This is a genomic window from Streptomyces sp. ATLC9 (genome assembly GCF_057196705.1).
Genome location: NZ_JBXUOY010000490.1, coordinates 1 through 1,607, shown reverse-complemented (window position 1 = coordinate 1,607; position 1,607 = coordinate 1). Strand labels below are relative to the sequence as shown.

General features: G+C 74.7%; 2 protein-coding genes and 1 pseudogene. All 3 read left to right on the top strand.

Annotated elements, in window-relative coordinates; all coding sequences use genetic code 11:
• Positions 1 to 257: pseudogene (locus AC2CJA_RS26575) on the top strand (magnesium chelatase); the annotation flags it as partial.
• The gene (gene cobO / locus AC2CJA_RS26570) at positions 257 to 853 is read left to right on the top strand and encodes a cob(I)yrinic acid a,c-diamide adenosyltransferase (RefSeq protein ID WP_484605198.1); all 597 of its coding nucleotides are present in this window, start codon (positions 257 to 259) and stop codon (positions 851 to 853) included. The pseudogene AC2CJA_RS26575 and the gene cobO, both read left to right, overlap by 1 nt.
• Before the next feature lie 4 nt (positions 854 to 857).
• Positions 858 to 1,607 (top strand): cobyrinic acid a,c-diamide synthase CobB (locus tag AC2CJA_RS26565; protein ID WP_484605199.1); only part of this gene is annotated, 750 nt, incomplete at its 3' end.

The following is a 1,607-nucleotide window of genomic DNA, read 5'->3' as shown; positions in this document are numbered from 1 at the left end:
GCCCGCAGCCGGTGGTGCGCGCCCGGCAGGCCGCGCGGCTGCTGGCCGCCGACGGAACCGCCTCGGTGGTGGTCGACTGCGAGTCCGGGCCGGTGCGGCTCGGACTGGCGGGCTCGCTCGCCGCCGAGCTGGGCGGCCCCGCCGTGACGCTGGAGGAGCTGCGCGCCGACACCGTCACCGGGCTCGTCCGCTCCCTGCAGAACCCCCACCGCGCTCACAGGACCACCCGCGGGAACACCGACAGGAGGGCCGCGTAGTGCCGAAAGGACAGCCGAGTGTCGTCCCCGACGACGGCCTCACCACGCGCCAGCGCCGCAACCGCCCGCTGCTGGCGGTCCACACGGGCACCGGCAAGGGCAAGTCGACGGCCGCCTTCGGACTGGCGCTGCGCGCCTGGAACCAGGGCTGGCCGATCGGGGTGTTCCAGTTCGTGAAGTCCGCCAAGTGGCGGGTCGGCGAGGAGCGGGCGCTGCGCGTGCTGGGCGCGAGCGGCGAGGGCGGCACGGTGGCCTGGCACAAGATGGGCGAGGGCTGGTCGTGGGTGCAGCGCGGCATCGAGTCCTCCGAGGAGGCGGCGCGCGAGGGCTGGGAGCAGGTCAAGCGCGACCTGGCGGCCGAGACCTACCGGCTGTACGTGCTGGACGAGTTCGCCTACCCGATGCACTGGGGCTGGGTGGACACCGAGGAGGTGGTCGAGGTGCTGCGGACCCGTCCCGGCGTCCAGCACGTGGTGATCACCGGGCGGAACGCTCCTTCGAGGCTGATCGACGCCGCCGACCTGGTGACGGAGATGACCAAGGTCAGGCACCCGATGGACGCCGGCCAGAAGGGCCAGCGGGGCATCGAGTGGTGACCGGATCGTGAGCACCGTCCTTCCCCGGCTGGTCGTGGCCGCCCCCTCCTCGGGCAGCGGCAAGACCACCGTCGCCACCGGTCTGATGGCCGCCTTCGCGGCGGCCGGGCTGGGCGTCTCCCCGCACAAGGTGGGCCCGGACTACATCGACCCGGGCTACCACGCGCTGGCCACCGGCCGGCCCGGCCGCAACCTCGACGCGTACCTGTGCGGTCCGGATCTGGTCGCACCGCTGTTCCTGCACGGGGCCGCCGGCGCGGACGTGGCCGTGGTCGAGGGCGTGATGGGGCTGTACGACGGTGCCGCGGGCCTCGGGGAGCTCTCCTCGACGGCACAGGTGGCCAAGTTGCTGCGGGCGCCGGTGGTGCTGGTGGTGGACGCCTCCTCGCAGTCGCGTTCGGTGGCGGCTCTGGTGCACGGCTTCGCGTCCTGGGATCCGGAGGTCCGCGTCGCGGGGGTGATCCTCAACAAGGTGGCCTCCGACCGCCACGAGGAGCTGCTGCGCGAGGCGCTGGACGCCTGCGGGACACCGGTGCTGGGCGTGCTGCGCCGGGCTCCGCTGGTGCACACCCCCTCGCGCCACCTGGGCCTGGTCCCGGTGGCCGAGCGACGGGCGGAGGCGACCGGGGCGGTGGCGGAGCTGGCGGAGCGGGTGCGGTCCGGCTGCGATCTGAAGGCACTGCTCGCCCTGGCGCACTCCGCGCCGCCGCTGCCCGAGGAGCCGTGGGCGCCACCCGTGCCGGCGGGCCCGCCG